Below are 20,723 nucleotides of genomic sequence, written 5' to 3' on the forward strand. Positions count from 1 at the left end.
TGTTATTATAGTTATGTGTTGTTACAGGTTATTTTTGAAGAAGGGTAACAACGTCTCCTATTTCAGCACAACTTTTGTACTATGTTAAGAATTTGTATGATTAAAATGTGAAAATATGTATAAAAACTGATTTTTCTTGCTTGAAAATTCAGCATTCAAAGGCACTTAGCAAAAATTTCCCGATTAATGCCTTGAGTCTGAATAGGCTACTCAGTTATACTGCATGAACACTCTGAATGAGATACCAAATTCAGGGGCTGATTAGGATTCGACGGAATTCAAGACGCCCGAGGTGCATGTCGAGGTGCGGTTGGCCTCGTAAAAAAGCCGCAATTTAAAGTAATCGCAAACGACGATAACTACGCTCTAGCGGCATAATAGCCCGCTAGCACTTCTCCGGTGTATGTCTGTGGACCCGGTTCTGAAGTGTCACCCTACACGGACTCGCTACGGAAACCCTGGCCGGGGTTGAAGGGCTAAAACTAAGCGGCCTCGCCTTTGCAGATCGTGTTCGTCCGAGCTGTATAAGGTTAACTAAAAGACGATACTAAGCATGTAGTACCAAAGGTTGAGGCTTTTCGGACGGGGGTTCAAATCCCCCCAGCTCCACCAAATATGAAAAAGGCTGCTCTCAGAGCGGCCTTTTTTATTGCCTAAAATATTTATAAAAATGCAATTTTACTTCGAATTAAAAATGATTTGCCATTTGACTAATCCACTTTAATAGAGTTAATAAACGATATATGCTCTTGAGTAGAAATAAACCCATTTGCTTTTAACCCCTCTGTTGCTGGGCCTGATATAGCTTCTGTCAGTTCTAGTTTTATATAGGAGCGTTTATCAATCTTGTTGGCGAATTGTTGGCTAATATCGATGTCTGTATCTTTCTCCATTTTCATTTTTTCGTAGCTTGATTTATCTGAATAATTAGTATCCCAGCCTTCGGACTTAAACTTGTCGTATAGCACATAAGAAGTTCTCTTCAAGGGAAGGTTTACACCAAGGACACCATCTTTCCTGAGTATATGTATAGTGCCTTGAAACTCCAGAGTTGCATCGTTTTCAAGTAAAATCCTTTCTATGAAAAGTTGCTCTTCAGATGCGCTTTTCCAAAGGTCAGTAACAATTGAGCCTGCTAAACTGCCTAAAGTAGAGCTAATTGTTTGGCCTATTGTAATAAAAATGCCAGCTAAACCAGGGCTGTCATCGTAAGCTTTTACAGCAGCTTTTTTTAAATCAAACCCTTCAACCTCATATAATTTGAATGTAATCCTATAAGGGTTATCTGCACCATGAGTAAACACAATTTTCTCAGAAGTATCTAATGCCACTTTAGCATAAGATTCTGAGTTTATTTTTATGTTTGTCGTTTTGTAGTAGGTCTTGCTTTGTCTCTCTAATACATCTTCTGCTGACAAACTCTCAATCCTTGTTAAGAGCCAAAGCTCTTTCCCGAAAAGGTGGGAGGTTATTTTTTTTTCGAATCCTTTATATTTATCATCGTCTAAGGTAGGACTTGACTCACCGTTATGGATCCAGCCAGGCTGAAGGTAATCAATTTTTAATTGAAATACAGAATCAGTGTCGACGTAAATTGGATTATTTCCGGTTGATGGGATTTCGTAGATATTATTACTTTTTTGCTTATATAAAATAGCTTCTGAGAAGTGATTAGTCGTGCAACCACAGAATGTTAATAAGACTAATAATATTCCATATCTCATATTTATCTCCTTAATACTTTTTACTAATTTATACTTACTACATATAGCGAGGTAAAAAATTAACTGCTTGAGATAAAGCTTTGCTTAAAATAAGGGGGATTCAAGTTTTTGAGGCATTTTGGTTTTAAAATACGCAATATTTATGGTGCAGCTAGAAATTTTTTAAAGATATTTAGTTTCTTTTTATTAGATCTAATTTAAATACTTTACGGGTTTGGTTTTAGAACTTTAAGTTGTTTTTGTATTACTGCTAGTTACTTTGTGAAATTTTTGGTGCCTTCAACTTGAAGACACCTTTGTCCAGTTAAAGCTTTTGTTTTCTAAACAACCAACTGAACGGCATCAATAATCGGTTTGTTTTCTATATCAATGGTGTCGATGATGTGTTTGTGTAGGCGCTTTTTGTGCTCGGCGAAAATCGCTCGTTTTTTATCGAACTGGCTGGCAAATTCGAGGGCGGTATTAAATAAAGCTTCGTTGTTTGGGCAGGCTTGTTCAATAACATGATCCGTGGCAAGTTCGCCTGCGGTAACGCGGCGGCCAGTTAGCATCATCTCGTTAAAACGATAGTCTGGAATGGCTTTTTTAATAAAGGCGAGCATGCCCGGTAAAAACGGGATTGATAAATCCACTTCTGGGAAGCAGAAGAAACCACGGTCGCTTTGCATAAACCTAAAATCGCAAGCGCACGATAAAATGGCGCCATTACCAAAAGCGTGGCCATTTATCGCTGCGATTACTGGCATTGGGAACAGTAATAAGCGTTTAAATACCGCATCCATCGAGTGCATAAAGCCACTTACTTCTGCAAATTTTTGTGCTTTTAATGCGGGCATAAGCCAATCGGTATCTATGCCCAAGCTCCATGATTTTTCGCTGCTTGAAGTGATCACCAGTGCTTTGTGTTCAGGGTTACGTTCGATTTCGTCAAGGCAATTTAAAAAAGCCTCTGCAAAAGCAGGGTTATGGCGATTTTCAGCTGTTGTCATAGTTAAGATAGCAACAGATCCTTGTGTACTTACATTCATCAGTGTCATGCTGTGCCTTCAATTTTATTGTGTTGTGGGCATAGTTATAACCCATAGGTTTAACAAAATAAACCACAAGTCTGACCAGTTGTGAATTTAGGGGCACTTCTCTTTTGGTTGATATGGTCTTTTAGTCGAAACTATTTTCCAATATATCGCTAATAGTGGTGAGTCATGGTAGCTTTAGCTCAAACACACTATTTAAAGCGTAACAATGGATTTGATCAGTTGGCAGTTTTTAGGTGGAGATTTATTAAGCCCGATCAGCACAATAATGCTCATTGTGGTTGCGGGCTTTACTTCAATGATTTCAGCAGCTTTTGGTGCGGGCGGCGGCTTAATGCTGCTGGTGATCATGGCATCCATGCTTCCTATGAGTGTGGTTATTCCTGTTCATGGGTTAGTGCAGTTAGGCTCTAATGCAAACCGCTTTTTGTTCACGTTTAAACATATTGATGGTGCAATGTTTGTGTACTTCTCTTTAGGGGGAGTCTTAGGTGCGCTGGTTGCCTCAACGATTGTCACATCAATACCCCTTGAATTAATGAAAATAGTGGTTGCTGCATTTGTGCTTTATTTACTTTGGGGTGTGACGCCAAAGCTCAGAGAAACCTCAAAGTTATGGCGTGTTCTCGCTGGACTTTGGACCACGTTTATCTCGATGTTTGTAGGGGCAAGCGGGCCTTTGGTTGGCAGCTGCTTATATGTAAATAATTATAATAAGCTTAAATTTACCGCTACTTTTTCAAGCTGCATGACAGTACAACATACCTTAAAGGCGATTTTATATGGGGCTGTGGGGTTTGCATTTTGGCAGTGGTTGCCGCTGGTTATGCTCATGATATTGAGCGGTGCATTAGGTACTTGGCTTGGCCTTAAGTTACTGCACCGCATTTCGTCAGATAAATTTAAAAAGATTTTTCGTTTAGTGTTAACGGTGCTTTCCCTGCAACTTGCGTGGCAGGGAGTTATGGCTTTTAGTATTTAAACAAACCCAGTTTGGCAACGATGCCGCGTTCTAATTCATTGAGTTGGCCTATGGTGTTATCAAGGTGCTGAGCTTCTTGCGATAGGCTCTTAGCGCCTTGGTTAATGAGCTGCATGGTATTTAAGATATCAGCGGTCACACTGGTTTGCTCTTCAGAACTTGCTGCCACGCTTTCGTTCATTTGATTAATGGTATTGATTTGTTTAGCAATATCTTTAAACACCGCTTGGCTTTTTTGATTCGCTTGGCTCACTTTATCGCTCAGTGACTTGCTTTGCTCCGTTGCGGTTACACAATCAGAGGTATTTTTGTGTAGCGATACAATAATCGACTCAATCTCAGACGTTGAATCATAGGTTTTACTAGCAAGCGCTCTTACTTCATCGGCCACCACAGCAAAGCCACGACCAGATTCCCCCGCACGAGCCGCTTCAATAGCAGCATTTAGAGCCAGTAAATTGGTTTGCTCGGCAATACTTTTTATAACATCGAGCACTTGGCTGATTTCATTACTGCTGGCGTTTAGTTGTTTAACTACGTTTGATGTATGGTCAAGTTGTGCAGCTAATTCGTCAACCATGTTGCCATTGGCATTCATATTTTGTTCGCCTTGTTGGCATAAGCGATGAACGTCGGTGGTTTGCTGTGCAGTTTGATTAGCCCCTTGTGCAATCTCTTTGGTTGCTTCACTTAACTGACTAAGCGCATTGGTTGCTGAATCTGTGCGGTTATATTCAAGCTCGGCTTCGTTTTTAGAGCGCACTGAGGCTTCGTTTACTGTGCTGGCTATCATTTCAAGCTCACTGGCTGTACTGCCTAGCTCAGTGATGATTTCTTGCACCTGCGCTATAAATCGATTGAAACCATCGACCAAATAGCCTATTTCATCATTAGATTGATAGCTAATACGTTTTGTTAGGTCGCCTTCACCTTTGACAATTTCATCAACAAGGCTATTTACGCTATCGATTGGTTTTATCACTAATAGCCGCACGATATAAATAATCACTGCCCCCAAGGTGATAAAAGAGACCAGCAAGGTAATAAACATGGTGCGTGTCGACTCAGCAATGGTGCTATGCAGTGCTTTTTGTGAGTAACCAATTTTTATGTGGCCAATTAAATTATCTAAATAGTGCAAATCAATAGTTTTACTAACCGATGCGCTATTGCTTTGTTTAGCGATAGCGGCCAGTGGCTTATTGCGATGATCTGTCACTGAAATGCTATGTACATGTTTGTTTTGCGAAAAGGCTTTAATAATCTGATTGATTAACGGCTCATCATAAGAGAATACCGGCTCGGCTAAAATAACCTGCATTTGCTCATTAAGGGCCGTGATGTCGTCTTGCCATTGTTGTGTTTGACTCGACTTTGCCAGCAGGTAGTTTGCACTGATCACGAAGATCACGCTCAGTAAAAGGCACAAAGACAGTGCCAAGGTCATTTTATATTTTAATGATTTCATTGTGCGCTCATTGAAATGGGTTAAACCACAAAGGGCTATTTTTATTAGGTGTGTTCGACGATAACGTTGGGTTATCTAGCTCAATTACGCGACGCGAGCTTAAGTTGGCTTTTGATAAAACCGTTTGTACTTGGCTGTCTGCCAAAAACATAGCGTTAAATGTGCCATCAGCAATCATCTCGTTTAGCGCATCATTTAGCTGTTTATGCAGCGTGTGGTTGTTTTTGTTGACGAAAAAGTAAAGTGGTGCGGTGTACTTAATAACTAAGTGCGGCTCAACAGTGAGGTTAAGCTCTGAGTGATTGGCAATTTCATCCCAAGGTTCATTCACCCCACGTGGGAAGTAGTCAAAGCGCTCGCCTTCAAGCATTGGAAATAAGTTAGGGTATTTTAATGTGGTAACAACGGGCAGTTGATTTGCTTTTAATATTTTCGTGTCTGGCCAAGTTTTACCTTGCCCAGCGGTAAAACGTTTTAAATCTTGTAAGCTAGTTACTGAGCTAAATAGCTCGCGATTTTGTGCTTTTACAATCGCGACTCGCATGCCAAGTAAGCCACGAAACAAGGGAATATAAACAGCTTTATAATCCTGTTCTAACTGAGTAGATGTCATGCTCCACATCACATCCAGCTGGTTGTTTTTTACATCGTTTAAGATACGTGCATTAGAGATATCTTTATTGGTTTCATAAGGGTGAATATACTCTAAGCCAGCACGTTCGATGGCGCTGATCAGTAATTTGTGGGGAAGAGAGGTATCGCCACTGTAGCTTTGAACTTTTACCGGTGCGGCAAAACAAGCCGACGTAAAAGCAAAGCAAAAAAGTAAAGCAAAATGACGCATAAAGCACCTTTGTTATTATTATGTAAACAATAAACTAAAGTGCTTTACGCGCTTTCTCAATCTTATTTCTTATGCATACGTATTCAATTGCTTAGTAGGCTGTCGATTGACTTATCACCATTAAACAATTCAAACACTTGTGGTTTTTTCGGTGTATGTTCAGCAAGGTATAGCAGGGTATCTGCTACATCTTCACGGTTGATCACCGCATCTTGGCGCGTTGCAGGGCGCGTGGTGGTTAATAGCCCCGTTGCTGCATCATTTAATAGCGTGCCAGGTCTGACAATGCTGTAATTTAATTCGCTATTGATTAAATGTTGGTCAGCCATATGCTTTGCAACTAAATACGGTTTTATACTGCTTTCAATGTTGTCTGGGGCATCAGCACCAATAGAGCTGACCATAATAAAATGCTTAACCTTGGCATCTACCGCATAATTAATCGCTTTAACTGCGGCCCATAAATCTATCAGTAAGGTTTTATCAGCACCCGTTGCGCCGCCGGAGCCCGCGCTAAAAATCACTTGTTCAACACCCTCGAAGGCACGACTAAAATCGTTTTCGAGGTCTTGCTCTACAATCGTTAAATTATTACTTTCAAGCGCAGTCAGTTTGCTTTTGTCTCTAACCAGAGCCACTACGTCATGGCCACTTGCCAGCATTTTTTCGGTGGTCATTTTACCTATTTGGCCCGTTGCGCCAATGATTAAGGTCTTCATATTAAACTCCTTCTAATTGCTGTGTAACTAAAGACCTTGGGGTGTGGATTTATTTTTAAAGGGGTACAAGCAAACTTTGAATAAAAAAGTATTATTTGGCATAGTATTGAATTAGGTACAAACTCAATTAAAAGGACTTAAAGTGAAAATATTTATTAAACTTTTAGGGTTGGTAACATTGGTTTTTTGCAATGCAGTATCTGCTAATCAATGGTTATCACCTTATCCAAATAGTGAGGTTGAAAAGTCGGTTAAACTCAGTGGCGAACAGACACAGTTAATGAGTCAGTTTGATGGCAGTAAAAAGTCATCAGAGCGATTTAGTTACACAGACTTTATTGGCGATGTAAACCACACATTGTACGAAATAAACAATGTTGCCACTCTCAAAGTATTTGAAAACTATAAACAAGCTTTACTCAGTGATGGTTTTAATATTGTTTATTCTTGTCAGCTAGACGCTTGCGGTGACAGCAGTGATTTTGCAGAGGAAGTCGGTTACTTTCAGCTCTATAATTATCATCGTAAGCCATATTATCTGCTTGCCACTAAAGGTGAAAAGCCTGAGTTTGCAGTGTCGTTATTTGTTGGCCAGTACAACAGTAAAACGCGTGTTATGAGTAGCTCAATTGCGATTAAAGAGCTTGAAACAGGTCTGATAAAAGCCAATACAGCTGCTTTTGCAAAACAGCAATCAAATCCAGTTACCAAAGCACCTAAAGACGATATTAGAGGCTCAAGCGATCATCCATTACTTAGCCGTTATCCTGGTAGTTTTATTGAAGACTACGAGCAAATTGATTACGAGGAATTTTCACTACCAACAGGAATATTTAACCGTAAAAACAAAGCGCTACCTGCTGAAGATGTGACAGGCGATATCACTCGTATTACTTATGAAATTAGAAAAGTATCAACCCTTAAGGTTTTTCATAACTATGTGTCTGCCTTAACAAAAGAAGGCTTTGAAACTGTTTTTAGTTGCGAGCGTCAAGCATGTGGTGACGATCGAAAGGCAATACAAGCACTTGGTGATCACTTGTCGGTAAAACAAGTTTATAACTATTATCGCCAGCCGCGCTATCAGTTAATGAAAAGCACCATAGAAAATCAAACAACCTATGTCGCATTTTTTGTTGGGAATTACCAAGGCACTACGCGAGTGCAGCTTGTTATAATTCGAACAGAGCCTTTACAAGGAGATTTAGTTAAAACCAATCCGGACCAAGTGTTAAAGCAACTAGAGCAAAAAGGTAAAGCAGCCATTTATGGCATTTACTTTGATCATGATAAATCAGACATTAAGCCAGAGTCAGCCGAGTCATTAAAAGTAATTGCGGATGTTTTAAATAAAAATAACAGCTTAAACTTGTACGTTGTTGGTCATACAGATGACAAAGGGAGCCCAGAATATAATTTAGGGTTGTCATCTAATCGAGCAAAAGCGGTTGTTAAAGCGCTCGTGAGTCAATACGGCATTAAAGAGTCGCGCTTAATTGGTTATGGTGTAGGCCCTTATGCGCCAGCTGCCAATAATAAAAATGATTTGGGTCGTCAGCTAAACCGGCGCGTAGAGCTAGTTGAGCGATTAAGTAATTAATCAAAAGGGGCTTTTTAGCCCCTTTAAATTTTATTACGAATTAGGTCGCGAACAATAAAGCGAGCAGGGTGAATAGCCTGACTCACGCGTTCGCTAAAAGGTCTTGGCTCATTGTTTAAGCAAGCAATTAAATGCTCAGCACACAAGGGGGCACTGCACAGGCCTCTTGCGCCAAAGCCAGTGAGCACATGCAAGCCTTGCTGAGGTTTCGTTAACGTTTGGTACTGATAACGCTTACCTAATCTTAAATTAGCAAACGCACTTACATAATCACTTTGTTCAGCCCATTCACCTGCCATAGGTAAATGGTCGATGAAGGTGCACCTTACAGCTGCTTTCGCTGCCGTTATTTCACCTAAGGTCGTTGCAAACTCGCTGTTTGTGTAAAAACTTAATAGTTGTTCGCGATTGGTGTGGTTGTCTTGCTCTTTAACTTCACGGCTTTTCGAGTTTTTTTCAAAGGTTGCGCCCATGCAATGATGGCCCTGATATTCAGGAGTAAAATAGCCCTTATGGCAAAGCACGGTCTTTAGGCGTTTTGACTGCTCGCTTGCTTGCACATGCGAGACTTGGCCGCGCACACCAACAATAGGTAGCGCTTGAGTTTGGCTAAACTGGTCACTGTGTTCACCAGCACAATTAATCACATTGCTAAAAGGCCCAAATGTTTGCTCTTTTGTGTGTAATAACCAGCCATCTGCGGTTTTTTCGAGCTTTTCAATATGGCAATTAAAGTGACTGTCCATTTTATTATTGGTAGTGGCAGTTAACGAATTTGCCGCATTAAATAGAGCTGTAACCAGGGCTGGTGGATTTACCCAGCCGCCTTTTGCAAAGAATACACCTGAGTAGCCCGTCTCTACACCGGCAATTTCGTCGCCTTCTTCGGCGCTTACATTACGCAATAATTCAGCTGGCCAAAGTTCTTTATCGGCAAGGTTTTGATGTTTATCAGCTAGGCCTTGTTTAACCGCATGTTGTAATACACCACACCACTGGTGAGGGTAGTTAAAACCATCATCAAGTAATTGTTGATATAGACGCATCGCATATAAAAAGCTATGAGCGAACATTTCACTGTGCGGTGAGTTCTTCGCTTGCAAATGCGGATAAACAGCCCCTTGTACATTGTGAGAAGCGCCCATGGCAAGCGCTTCATCTTGGCAAAACAGCGTGGCTTTTAGGCCTCTTTTTGCCAGTGAATACAGTACACTGCTACTGGCAATACCACCGCCAATAACAGCCACATTACTCAGTTCACTTTGCTGATGAGCAAAATAGGCAGGCCCTGATTGTTGCTCATTAGGCTCAGTGAGCTCGCCAATCAGCATTTCGCGCTTTTTACCATAGCCTTTTGCTTTACTCATGCTAAAGCCTGCTTCGATGAGTCCTCTTCTGACAAAGCCTGCGGCAGTGAAAGTGGCGAGTGTGGCATTTGCTCTTGAGATAGCACGCATCTTGTTGAACAAACTCTGTTGCCACATATCTGGGTTTTTACTTGGTGCAAAGCCGTCTAAATACCACGCATCGACAACTCCTTCGCTTGGGTAGCTCATGGCGTCAATGCTGTCTTGTACGTCACCAAAATAAAGGTCGAGTATTAGTTTGCCGCCTGCAAATTCAAGGCGATGACAGCCAGCCAAATTAATTGGGTATTGAGCAATTAGCTGCTCACTATACTTGTTTAAACTAGGCCAGGCTTTGAGTGCTTGAGCAAGGTCATCACGCTTAATAGGAAACTTTTCAAAAGAGATAAAGTGCAGGCGGGTAACACTTTTTTTACCACTATGGTCGGGTTGATTTTGAACTTCTTGCTCTGCATGCTGCCTATCAAGGTGAGCAGCAAAGTGCTGCCAGGTATTTAAAAAGTTAAGCCCCGTACCAAAGCCTGTTTCAGCAATCGCAAAGTGGTTACGGTCATGATTTTGTAATCGTTGCGGGATATGGTTTTGTTGATAAAACACATAATGTGATTCGGCTAAGCCATCATCATTAGAGAAATAAACATCGTCAAACTGATCGGCGACAGGGGTACCAAGGTGATTAAAATGAATATGTGCGTTTTTGATCATGGTTTAACTAATTAACTACAAACTTTTTTCATTATTTTACGTGTTTTCTTTGAAATAGTCTGGCGTTATTTATAAGCTAGACATTCAGAGTACATGTGTACGCTAGAAAGCTGACCACTTCGAAAGTAATTTCAGCGTAAAATAGAACACAATTTAGTATAGAGCTAAGGTAATTACCCATGAGAAGAGCCGTTATTACGGGCATCGGTGTTGTTTCAAGCATCGGTAACAACAAAGAAGAAGTATTAGAATCATTAAAACAAGGCCGTAGTGGTATCGCGTTCAACCAAGAGTTTGCTGACTACAACCTACGTAGTAACGTATCTGGCAAAATCGATATTGATGTTAAAGAGTTTGTTGATCGTAAAGCAATGCGCTTTATGGGCGATGCTGCTGCATACGCTTATATCTCAATGTCACAAGCGATTGCAGATGCTGGCCTTAGTGAAGATCAAGTTTCAAACGAGCGCACTGGTTTATTAGTGGGTTCAGGTGGTGGTTCATCTAAATGGCAAGTTGAAGCGGCTGACATTTTACGTGAAAAAGGCGTAAAACGTGTTGGTCCTTACATGGTACCACGTACTATGGCGAGTACGACTTCGGCGTGTCTTGCAACACCATTTAAAATTAAAGGTGTTAACTACTCACTGAGCTCTGCATGTGCGACATCTGCACACTGTATCGGTCACGCGGTTGAGCAAATTCAACTAGGCAAGCAGGACGTAATTTTTGCAGGTGGTGGTGAAGAGCTTCACTGGACGCTAGCAATGGAATTCGATGCAATGGGTGCATTGTCTACTAAGTACAATGAAACACCAGAGAAAGCATCACGTACATACGATGCAAACCGTGACGGTTTCGTTATCTCTGGTGGTGGCGGTATCGTTGTTGTTGAAGAGCTTGAGCATGCACTTGCTCGTGGCGCGCACATTTATGCAGAAATCACAGGTTACGGTGCAACGTCTGACGGCTACGACATGGTAGCTCCATCAGGTGAAGGCGCTGTACGTTGTATGAAGCAAGCAATGCAAGATCTTGAAGGCGGTATTGATTACTTAAATACTCACGGTACTTCAACACCTGTTGGTGATGTGAAAGAGCTTGGCGCTATTCAAGAAGTATTTGGTGGTAACTCACCAATGATCAGTGCAACCAAAGCGATGACAGGTCACGCTTTAGGTGCAGCAGGCGTTCATGAAGCAATTTTCTCGCTATTAATGCTTGAGCATAACTTTGTTGCTCCATCTATCAACATTGATGAACTAGATGAGCAAGCTGAAGGTCTAAATATTGTAACTGAGCGTAAAGACGTTGAACTAAATACAGTTATGTCTAACAGCTTCGGTTTCGGTGGCACTAACGCCACATTAGTAATGAGCAAATATAAAGGTTAAACCTCTCCAGTATTTGCTTAAAGCCGAGCAATAGCTCGGCTTTTTCATTTGTTATAAAGTCTTAGTTGTTACCTATCCGAATACTGATAAATTCGCTACAATAGCGCCACTTTCTGCCTCTCGGACACACAAATGAAAATTCTTGCAGATCAAAATATGCCATTGGTTGAGCAGTACTTTGCCGATTTTGGTGATGTTGAGCGATTTGATGGCCGTAATCTTCAACCCGAGCAGCTAGTCGGGGTCGATATCTTGTTAACCCGCTCTGTTACCAATGTAGATAAAGCCTTACTCACTCAAGCAGATAAATTAAAATTTGTAGGCACAGCAACCATAGGTGTTGATCACATTGATACCGAGTTACTTGCTGAGCGAAATATCGCATTTAGCAGCGCACCAGGTTGTAATGCCGTGGCGGTTGCTGAATATGTTATTAGCTGCTTGTATGCCTTGAGCCAAGAAAATGCCAGTTCATTACAAGGTAAAACCATCGGCATAGTGGGTGTTGGCAGTATAGGTAGCTGTTTACGTGATAAGCTTAGCCTGCTTGGTATGAATGTATTGTTATGTGATCCACCAAAACATGAAGCCGGTGAGCTTGCAGAGCATATTGAGTTAGACACATTACTAGCCCAAGCCGATATTGTGACTTTTCACGTGCCATTAGTTAAACAAGGTCCGCATAAAACCTTGCACATGCTAGACGAAACACGCTTAAAAGCACTTAAGCCGGGTATGACGATTATCAATGCAAGCCGTGGTGATGTGATTGATAACCAAGCATTGCTAGCATCGTTTGAGCAAGGCGCAAAATTAGATTGTGTGCTTGATGTTTGGGAAAACGAACCCAATATACTGACACCTCTGCTTGATTATGTACGTTATGCCAGTGTGCATATTGCAGGGCATACACTTGAAGGCAAAGCCCGCGGTACACAAATGCTGTATCAGCAAGTATGTGAGCTTGAAGGCATCGCAGCGCTTAAGTCTCTGGACGATTTTTTACCAGAGCCAATTAGCCATTCTGTCACGCTTGGTGAAACCTTTAACCAAGACGATATAGGTCGCTTGGTGCACTTAATTTATGATGTGCGTCGCGACGATGGCATTTTACGAAGTAAATTAGCAAGCGAAGGCTTTGATAGTTTACGTAAGAATTACCCGCCACGACGCGAGTTTAGTACCTTGTCGGTGGCTGCCAACAGTGCATGTGAAGGCGCATTAGCTGCACTGGGATTTAGAATTAACGAATAAAGCCATTTGCTTTATTCAAAAGAGGAAAACACATGTCGCAAAAATTTAATGTAGCCGTATTAGGTGCCACAGGTTTAGTGGGTCGTCAGATTATCGAAACTTTAGAAGATCGTAAGTTTCCGGTAGACCAATTATTTTTACTTGCAAGCAGCCGTAGTGCTGGTGAAGAAATTCAATTTCGCGGTGAGAGTATTGAAGTAATTGATGTTGAAGAGTTTGATTTTAGCCAAGCTCACATTGGTTTATTTTCAGCAGGCGGCAGTGTTTCTGAAAAATACGCACCGATTGCGGCGGACGCAGGCTGTGTGGTAATTGATAATACCTCACACTTTCGTAATGACTACGATGTGCCACTAATTATTCCTGAAGTGAATGCATCAAGCTTAGCGGATTTCAGAAACCGCAACATCATTGCAAACCCTAACTGCTCAACGATTCAAATGCTGGTGGCATTAAAGCCAATTTATGATGCTTATGGCATTGACCGCATTAACGTATCAACTTATCAAGCTGTATCGGGTGCGGGTAAAGAAGCCGTTGATGAACTAGCTAAGCAAACAGCAAACTTAATGAATGCACGTCCGATGGATAATGCCGTTTTCCCTAAACAAATTGCTTTTAATGTGATCCCACAAATCGATAGCTTTGAAGATAACGGTTATACCCGCGAAGAAATGAAAATGGTCAACGAAACACAAAAAATCTTAGGTGATAACAGTGTTGTGGTTAACCCTACTTGTGTTCGTGTTCCCGTGTTCTTTGGTCACAGTGAAGCGATTAATATTGAAACGCGTATGCCAGTAGATATCGAACATGTGAAGCAGCTATTAAACGATGCACCTGGTGTAGAGTTTATTGAAGACTTAGCCGATTATCCAACTGCAGTATCAGACGCAAGTGGTAACGATACTGTATACGTAGGTCGTTTACGTGCTGATATTTCGCATCCTCATGGTTTAAACATGTGGGTTGTTAGCGATAATACGCGCAAAGGTGCAGCAACAAATAGTGTGCAAATTGCTGAAGAGCTTATCGCAAATTATTTATAAATCTGATGATTTAGGCTGAGCTAAATTTAAGAAAAGCGGCAATTTGCCGCTTTTTTTGTGAATTCACTGCCAAATTATTGCCGCATACGCTGTAAAAGCGTATAAACTTAACGATAACAATAAAAAAGCCTCTCAGCCGCTATTATTTAAGCTATTTACTATCAAGGTGTTGCAATAGATATTGCAAGGCAACTAAGTTATAGTTTGCAGCTGGAATAGAGCTTGCAAGAAAACATAATTAAGAATCAATTCTGCAAGAATTACTTGATGTTTAAGCAACCAAGGTTGCTGCGTTAACATTTAAAACATAAAGGATCAGCATGCGCGGTTTAGCAACACTCTTCATATTAGCGTCTGCATTGGTGGTAACACCGACATACTCTGATGAAGGCACCACACTTAAAGGCCCTAAAGGTGTCGATTACGGTGCGCAGGGGCGCTCTATTGGTCCAATTAAACCGACCGATACATTATGGCGTATTGCCGCTAAAATTCGCCCTGACAACTCTGTAAGCATTTATCAGGTCATGCAAGCTCTGTATGACAAAAACCCATCGTCATTTTTAGATCAAAACCTAAATCATATGCGTGATGGCGCATACCTAAAAATTCCAACCATTGCAGAAATGCGTGCGGTCAACCCGACATTAGCAAAAGCGCGTTCTGAACAAGATGATGAGCTGTGGGAAAAAAAGAAAAACGGCACGTTGACTACAGCTGAAATTAATGAATCGCAAAAGAAAGTAACTCAAGCCCGTAAAGTTGATGTAGACGAAGCAAAACAAGAACTTAAGCAAGAAATCAACACTATTAAAACGGAGCAGGGCACGCAGCTAGTAGAGTTACAAAAGCAGTTTAAATCGTCGGTTGAAAATGTTGAAGAAATCCTAGCTGAGAACAACAAGCTCAAAAAGCAACTGAGCGGTATTTCTAAAGAGCTTGAAACCGTTCGCGATCAACTTGGCCAAGACAGTGAAATTCAAAAGCAGCTGAAAGAACTGATCACTAAACAAAATGAAATCATAGAGCAGCAAAAAGCAAAAAAGATTGAAGAGGACAGTGGGTTTAGTTTTTCGAATTTACTGAGTAACCCATTTGTTCTCGGGGCATTAATGTTTATTCCTGCATTACTTATCATTGCAGCCGTTGTGATGTTTTTGAAAAAACGTAACAGCGCCAATGATGATACAGATGCCAGCGATGACGATGAATTTTTACCACAAAGCCCAAGTTATAACCCTGATGATGATTTAGAGCCGATTGTAGAAACTGATCCGCTAGTTCCTGATCCGGTCGAAGACAATGATGACTTGAGTGTGCGGTTAGATGACGACTTAGACCAAGACATGCTGCCTGATGATGACATCATTTTTGACGACAGCATTGATGATAGTTTTGATGAAGATGACAGTGTTTTAAATCAAGATGAACTAGAAGGTTTATTAAGTGATGACATCGAGTTTAATGATGAGTCTTCAAGTAGTGCTGACGATGATGATTTAGATGCATTTTTACAGCAAGATTTCGATCAAACCGATGACGATAGTTTAGGTGATGAAATTGACCTAGATAGCGAACAGTCTCCAGCAGATTCATCGGGTGATATTTTAAGTGCTGATGACATTGATGATCTATTTGATACTGATGAAGATGACTCGTTAGATAACGCCAATGATGAAATGGCAGCGCTTAGTGAAGAGCTTGCAGAAGATGACGCTGAAGATGATTTTGACATTGATAGCTTAATTGATGAGCAAAACAACACGGATTCTAATCAAGACGTAAACCTAGACGATATTGATGACTTACTCGATGAAAATAATGATGCCTCAAAAACTAACGTTGAAGCTGAACTCATCGATGAAGATGATTTCGATATCGACAGCTTAATTGATGAAGCGCAAACAGACGAGTCAGCAGCCGAAGCTAACGATGCATTAGAAAACGACGATCTTGATGATGCGCTGGGTGTTGATGACATTGACTCGCTGTTAGATGAAGCTCAAGAAGAAGCGCCAGCCGAAGAGCTAAGTGCGGATGAACTCATCGATGAAGATGATTTCGACATCGACAGCTTAATCGATGAAGCACAAACAGAAGAGCCAGCCGCTGAAGCTAACGATGCATTAGAAAACGATGATCTTGATGATGCGCTAGATGTTGATGACATTGACTCATTATTAGATGAAGTTCAAGAAGAAGCGCCGACCGAAGAACCAAGCGCAGACGATTTAATCGACGAAGACGAGCTTGATGATGATTTAGATGTCGATGACATTGATTCATTGCTAGATGAGACACAAGCAGAGCCTGAAGCAGAACTTGTTGAAGAGCAGGCTGAAGAGCTTGCAGAAGAACCTAGCGCAGACGATTTAATCGACGAAGACGAGCTTGATGATGCACTCGATGTTGATGACATTGATTCATTGCTAGATGAGGCACAAGCAGAGCCTGAAGCGGAACTTGTTGAAGAGCAGGCTGAAGAGCTTGCAGAAGAACCTAGCGCAGACGATTTAATCGACGAAGACGAGCTTGATGATGCACTCGATGTTGATGACATTGACTCGCTGTTAGACGAAGTTCAAGAAGAGCCAACTGAAGAAGCTAGCGCAGACGATTTAATCGACGAAGACGAGCTTGATGATGCCCTCGATGTTAATGACATTGATTCATTACTAGATGAGACACAAGCAGAGCCTGAAGCGGAGCTTGTTGAAGAGCAGCCTGAAGAGCTTGTAGAAGAACCTAGTGCAGAGGATTTTATCGACGAAGACGAGCTTGATGACGAACTAGATGTTGATGACATTGATTCATTGCTAGATAAGGCACAAGCAGAGCCTGAAGCAGAACTTGTTGAAGAGCAGCCTGAAGAGCTTGTAGAAGAACCAAGCACAGACGATTTAATCGACGAAGACGAGCTTGATGATGCTTTAGATGTCGATGACATCGACTCACTATTAGATGAAGCTCAAGAAGAGCCTGAATCTGAAGAGCTGGTTGAAGAGTCAATTGAAGAACCTAGTGCAGACGATTTAATCGACGAAGATGAGCTTGATGATGAACTAGATGTCGACGACATCGACTCATTATTGGATGAAGCGCAGGAAGAGCCAGAACAAGAACCAGTTGAAGAGCTTACCGAAGAGCCTATTGCGGATGATTTAAGCGATGAGTTTGATACCGATGAAATAGACTCACTACTTGATGAGGTTTATGCAAAGTCAGAAGAACCTGAGTTAACAGATGAAAGTAGCTCAGATATTGATGACAATGCTGAGCAAGACGATGAACTCGATGTAGCAGATATTGACTCATTACTTGATGAAGACACTAGTGATGAGCAGGACTCTGACGTTGATGATGAGCTTGAAGAGCTTATTCAGCAAACAAATGAGCTGAAGCAAGACACTGAAGCACAGATATCAGATTTAAGTCATGAACAGAGTGACAGTGCAGATCATGATGAGAATCTACAAGAGTCGCTAGAAGATTTAGCCGATGCTGATCAAGCGGTTGATGACATGAATGTTGAATCAATTGCATCAGAGTTGGTTGATGATACGGATGATAGTGACGAAGTTGATATCGATGAAGCGCTTAATCAAGAGTTTAATGAAGATAGCGATGAGCTATTAGATGAAGATGATAGCCTTGACGAGTTTGATGATCCGTCACTGAAAAGTGTTGATGAGTTATTAAATGAAATTGGTGAAGAAGATGACTATGTCGAAGCACCAGACTGGTCAATAGATGAACCAGAGCAAGACATAGAAGAAGTTGAAATTGATTTAGGCGATGATCCGCTAGCAGATGAAGACCTAACTGATGAATTTGATTTAACCGCCGACGAAGAGCCATTACAGCAAGATACCGTGACTCCTAGCCAAGAGTTGGAAGAGTATCCAGAGCTTGAGCTAGATGAAGCCGGTTTTGAATTGGATGAATCTGATGAAGACATTTCTGGTGAGTTAGATGAAGATGCACCATTACAGTTAAGTCAGGCAGAGCAAGACCTTGCTAATTCATTAGCAACGGGTAATGAGCTTGATCAGCTAGACGATGATTTTGATGATGAGATCTTGCTTGATAATGAATTTACAGAAGATGATATTCTTGACCCTGAGGACGACTTATCGGATCAATCACAGAGTGAAGGCACAACAGAGTTAACGAGCGAAGCGCCAATTGACGATGAGGTGGCTGATAGCCAAGACGAATTAGAAGAGTTCCCTGAATTCGAATTGGACGATATTGAACTTGATGATGCCGTAGAAGCTGAGCAAACATTAGCTGATATCGAGTCTAATTTAGCTGACGAGGCTGATTTAAGTGAGCTGTCAGACGATGAAATCGATGATGATTTTATGGCAGACCTTACTCAAACAGACTTTGATGCACTGTTAAATGAACTAGCAGAGCCAGATGAAGCTGATATTGCTGATGCAAGTGAATTCGACGTTGATTTTAATGCACTATTAAATGAAGACTTACAGGGTGAAAGCGAACAGCCAGTTGAACCTGAAGTACAGGCATTAGATGCCGAGGAGCAACAAACTACTTCAACGGATGAGTTTGTAGATATCGATTCATTACTTGAACAAAGTGACGATGAAGCACTCGACCACGAACCTTATGATGAGGTTGATATGGATGTAGGACTGAGTGATTTTAATGACTTACTAGCGGGTGATAACCCAACTGATGTTGATGCCGAAAGTGGTGGTTACTCAGCAAAACTGGACTTAGCTCGAGCATATATCGAAATAGACGACTTTGACTCAGCGCTGCAAGCCATTGAAGATGTTATTGCCAATGGCCCAGAGGAAGTGCAAGAAGAAGCACAATCACTTAAGGCTAAAATTAACGAGTAATAAGTAAAACTGACAATAAAAAACCGAGCTACTAGCTCGGTTTTTTATATCTAAGCGAAGGTTATTGCTTGTCTTGTAAGCGACGAGCTTTGAAGTCAGACTCGGCTTTCCACTTAGGCCAATCGCCGTTATCAGCAAGTTTGGCAGCAATATCAACAATCAGTTCAATATCTTGCTCAACACCGCCCATAGACCAATCTGCTGAATAGTCGTCAGCTTCTTTATGATATTTGTGCGCGATGTAATCAGGATCTGTATCACCTAAACTCATAAATAGTAAGCTAGGAACGCCTTGTTTAGCTAAAGAGAAGTGATCAGAGCGGAAGAACAAACCATTTTGAGGACGAGGGTCCATTTTTACATGACGACCTTGTGCTTTCGCTGCATCTGCAAGGTAGTCTTCCATTTCAGACATGCCTTTACCGTATTGTAATATGTAGTCAACGCCGTCTAGCACGTTCATACCATCAATATTAAGCAGCGCGACCATTTGCTTGGTTGGTACAATCTCGCCAGTAGCGAATTGTTCTGAGCCAATAAGCCCTGTTTCTTCGGCCGTAAAGTTGGCAAAGATAATAGAGCGTTTAAATGGTTTTTTCTTATGCATTTCAGTAAGAATACGGGCTATTTCAACCGTTGCTGCGCTACCTGATGCGTTATCAACAGCACCATTGTAGATTTTCACGCCGTCATCAGTTTGCTTGGTGCCAAAGTGGTCCCAGTGCGCACCAATTACAATGTACTCATCAGGAGTTTCGCTACCTTTAAGCGTTGCAACAACATTATGCGATTGCGCTTGAGAGATATCACTTTTCAGTGTCAGCGCTGCTTTCGCTTTTAAGTCGACAGGTTTAAAGTCAGCTTTTAGTGCGTTGGCTTTTTCAGTTTGATAATCAAGGCCTGCTTGAGCAAAAATTTCATTTGCCGCTTGCTCATCAATCCAACCCATTACAGGGATGTCAGAAGCATTCTTATCTTGGTCGATTAAGGTATATTTGCTACCCGTGTTCGAGCTTTCTACAACGCCCCAAGGGTATGCGGCAGGAGCAGTTTCGTGAACGATAAATACTGCTTTTGCACCTTGGCGAGCACCTTCTTCATATTTGTAAGTCCAACGACCGTAGTAGGTCATAGCATTACCGGTGAAAAGCGTGTCGTCTTGCGTGGCAAAACCAGGATCATTAACAAGCACGATAATTGTTTTGTCTTTTACATCAATATCTGCAAAGTCATCCCAATTATATTCAGGTGCATTAATACCATAGCCAACAAACACAACATCAGAGCCATCAATGTTGATTTCAGGGTTAATTTGTTGGGTACGGGCGGTAAAATCACTGCCAGCATTAAAGCTTAAATCACCCACTTGTAAGGTCATGTTTTGATCTGGAGTGAGTTTTGCCATGGTAACTGGCTGTAAAAACTCGCCATTAAAACTACCGCTTAAGCCGAGTTTTTTATACTCGTCGGCTAAATAGTTAATGGTTAGTGTTTCGCCTTCAGTTAAAGGGCCGCGGCCTAAGAATTCATCAGAGGCGAGGGTTTTAATATGTGAGCGTATATTGGCAATGTTTACGGCTTCATTGCTTTCAGCGTTCGGTTTATCAGTGCTTGTTGTTGGTTGCTCAGAGCAGCCGAATAAACCAATTGCAAGTGCCAAGCTTGCATACTTAAGGTGAGTTGTCATAGTTTTTCTGGTTGATTGCACAGGG

General features: G+C 41.4%; 13 protein-coding genes and 1 other RNA gene. 7 read left to right on the top strand and 7 right to left on the bottom strand.

Annotated features, from left to right (window positions below; translation table 11 throughout):
• Positions 1 to 253 precede the first annotated feature (253 nt).
• Positions 254 to 612: a transfer-messenger RNA gene (gene ssrA / locus WA256_RS02285) on the top strand.
• A gap of 98 nt (positions 613 to 710) precedes the next feature.
• Here the strand turns inward: ssrA and WA256_RS02290 are convergent.
• Positions 711 to 1,724, bottom strand: a complete 1,014-nt coding sequence (locus WA256_RS02290; RefSeq protein WP_335988751.1) for a hypothetical protein — start codon at positions 1,722 to 1,724, stop codon at positions 711 to 713.
• A gap of 320 nt (positions 1,725 to 2,044) precedes the next feature.
• A complete protein-coding gene (locus tag WA256_RS02295) occupies positions 2,045 to 2,761 on the bottom strand; it encodes an enoyl-CoA hydratase/isomerase family protein (RefSeq protein ID WP_335988753.1) in 717 nt (238 codons plus the stop codon).
• A gap of 205 nt (positions 2,762 to 2,966) precedes the next feature.
• Between WA256_RS02295 and WA256_RS02300 the strand changes: the two genes are divergently transcribed.
• Positions 2,967 to 3,740: a sulfite exporter TauE/SafE family protein gene (locus WA256_RS02300; RefSeq protein ID WP_335988755.1), complete on the top strand. Its 774-nt coding sequence runs from the start codon at positions 2,967 to 2,969 to the stop codon at positions 3,738 to 3,740.
• On the opposite strand, the gene WA256_RS02305 is transcribed toward WA256_RS02300, so the two are convergent.
• From WA256_RS02305 to WA256_RS02315, 3 genes are all read right to left on the bottom strand, one after another.
• Entirely contained in the window at positions 3,730 to 5,208 is a 1,479-nt protein-coding gene (locus tag WA256_RS02305; RefSeq protein ID WP_335988757.1) for a methyl-accepting chemotaxis protein, read from the bottom strand. The two genes, WA256_RS02300 and WA256_RS02305, sit on opposite strands and share 11 nt — an antisense overlap.
• A 7-nt stretch (positions 5,209 to 5,215) precedes the next feature.
• Positions 5,216 to 6,052 (bottom strand): substrate-binding periplasmic protein, encoded by an 837-nt coding sequence (locus WA256_RS02310; RefSeq protein ID WP_063529191.1) that lies wholly within the window; start codon positions 6,050 to 6,052, stop codon positions 5,216 to 5,218.
• A gap of 83 nt (positions 6,053 to 6,135) precedes the next feature.
• Positions 6,136 to 6,771, bottom strand: a complete 636-nt coding sequence (locus tag WA256_RS02315; protein WP_248527536.1) for an SDR family oxidoreductase — start codon at positions 6,769 to 6,771, stop codon at positions 6,136 to 6,138.
• Between the two features lie 142 nt (positions 6,772 to 6,913).
• Between WA256_RS02315 and WA256_RS02320 the strand changes: the two genes are divergently transcribed.
• Complete coding sequence (locus tag WA256_RS02320; RefSeq protein ID WP_335988762.1) at positions 6,914 to 8,371, top strand: OmpA family protein; 1,458 nt, start codon at positions 6,914 to 6,916, stop codon at positions 8,369 to 8,371.
• Between the two features lie 23 nt (positions 8,372 to 8,394).
• Here the strand turns inward: WA256_RS02320 and mnmC are convergent, their stop codons facing one another.
• The gene (gene mnmC, locus WA256_RS02325; RefSeq protein ID WP_335988764.1) at positions 8,395 to 10,443 is read right to left on the bottom strand and encodes a bifunctional tRNA (5-methylaminomethyl-2-thiouridine)(34)-methyltransferase MnmD/FAD-dependent 5-carboxymethylaminomethyl-2-thiouridine(34) oxidoreductase MnmC; all 2,049 of its coding nucleotides are present in this window, start codon (positions 10,441 to 10,443) and stop codon (positions 8,395 to 8,397) included.
• 179 nt (positions 10,444 to 10,622) lie between these two features.
• Here mnmC and fabB point away from each other — a divergent pair, with 179 nt between their 5' ends.
• The 4 genes from fabB (at position 10,623) to WA256_RS02345 (ending at position 19,011) form a co-directional block, all read left to right on the top strand.
• A complete protein-coding gene (gene fabB / locus WA256_RS02330; protein WP_054561838.1) occupies positions 10,623 to 11,837 on the top strand; it encodes a beta-ketoacyl-ACP synthase I in 1,215 nt (404 codons plus the stop codon).
• A gap of 132 nt (positions 11,838 to 11,969) precedes the next feature.
• Positions 11,970 to 13,091, top strand: coding sequence for a 4-phosphoerythronate dehydrogenase (locus WA256_RS02335; RefSeq protein WP_335988768.1), 1,122 nt, complete (start codon positions 11,970 to 11,972; stop codon positions 13,089 to 13,091).
• A gap of 32 nt (positions 13,092 to 13,123) precedes the next feature.
• Positions 13,124 to 14,140 carry an aspartate-semialdehyde dehydrogenase gene (locus WA256_RS02340; RefSeq protein WP_054551679.1) on the top strand — a complete coding sequence of 339 codons (1,017 nt, stop codon included), beginning with the start codon at positions 13,124 to 13,126 and terminating at the stop codon, positions 14,138 to 14,140.
• Positions 14,141 to 14,460: 320 nt separating this feature from the next.
• On the top strand, positions 14,461 to 19,011 hold the full coding sequence (locus WA256_RS02345; RefSeq protein WP_335988771.1) for a FimV/HubP family polar landmark protein: 4,551 nt from the start codon (positions 14,461 to 14,463) through the stop codon (positions 19,009 to 19,011).
• A 61-nt stretch (positions 19,012 to 19,072) separates the two neighbouring features.
• On the opposite strand, the gene WA256_RS02350 is transcribed toward WA256_RS02345, so the two are convergent.
• Complete coding sequence (locus WA256_RS02350; RefSeq protein WP_335988774.1) at positions 19,073 to 20,698, bottom strand: M28 family metallopeptidase; 1,626 nt, start codon at positions 20,696 to 20,698, stop codon at positions 19,073 to 19,075.
• Between the last annotated feature and the right edge of the window lie 25 nt (positions 20,699 to 20,723).

It is taken from the genome of Pseudoalteromonas sp. CH_XMU1449-3 (assembly GCF_037027245.1).
In the GTDB taxonomy this organism is placed as follows: domain Bacteria; phylum Pseudomonadota; class Gammaproteobacteria; order Enterobacterales; family Alteromonadaceae; genus Pseudoalteromonas; species Pseudoalteromonas shioyasakiensis.